This window comes from Cellulomonas triticagri (assembly GCF_003696205.1).
Classification (GTDB): Bacteria; Actinomycetota; Actinomycetes; order Actinomycetales; family Cellulomonadaceae; genus Cellulomonas; species Cellulomonas triticagri.
Genome location: NZ_RFFI01000272.1, coordinates 1 through 770, shown reverse-complemented (window position 1 = coordinate 770; position 770 = coordinate 1). Strand labels below are relative to the sequence as shown.

1 protein-coding gene and 1 pseudogene are annotated in these 770 nt (G+C 79.1%); both read left to right on the top strand.

Annotated features, from left to right (window positions below):
- A pseudogene (locus EBM89_RS20800) lies at positions 1–191 on the top strand (SPFH domain-containing protein); the annotation flags it as partial.
- Between the two features lie 157 nt (positions 192–348).
- On the top strand, positions 349–770 hold a 422-nt coding region (locus tag EBM89_RS20795), incomplete at its 3' end, for a TetR/AcrR family transcriptional regulator (RefSeq protein ID WP_199732235.1).

Below are 770 nucleotides of genomic sequence, written 5' to 3'. Positions count from 1 at the left end.
TGACCGACCCGAAGGAGGCGCTGGCGGAGGCGCGGCGCGAGTCGCTGGCCGCCACGGCGGACGCGACGAGCGCGGGCACGTACAGCGGTCGCCCGTTCGACCCGGTCGCCGAGGCCGGGCAGCGCCCGCAGCCCGGGCACGCGGCGCCGCCGCAGCCGCCGGTCGACCCGGAGGCGCCGCCCGCCCCGTGAGGCGCTGAGCAGCACCTCGACGCCCGTCGCACCCCTGGGGTGCGACGGGCGTCGTGCTGCCCGCGCCCGTGGGCCCCTTGTCGTGCCCCCTGCCGCGCGGGGTGAGTGGGACGCAGGTCCTGGACGAGTGAGTGCTCACTCACTTACGCTGCTGCGCGTGGACGAGGAGACGAGGGGCACCCGGGCGCGGCCGATGAGCCGCGACGACCGGCGCGCCGCCATCGCGCTCGCGACCGTCCCGCTGCTGGAGGAGCACGGCTCCGGCGTCTCCACCCGGCAGATCGCCGTCGCCGCGGGCGTCGCCGAGGGGACGCTGTTCCGGGCGTTCGACGACAAGGTCGAGCTGCTGACCGCCGCCGCGGAGCGCGCCCTCGACCCGGCCGAGGGGATCGCCGCCGTCGACGCGCTGCCGCCCGCCGGGTCGCTCGCCGCCGAGCTCGTCCAGGTCGCCGAGGTCGTGGCCGAGCGGGGCCGCCGGGTGCGGCGCATCATGGTCGCCGTGCACGCGATCCTCGCGTCCGACGAGGGGCGCCGCGCCGCCGCGGTGCGCGGGGCCCGGGGGGCCGACGCGCTCGGTGA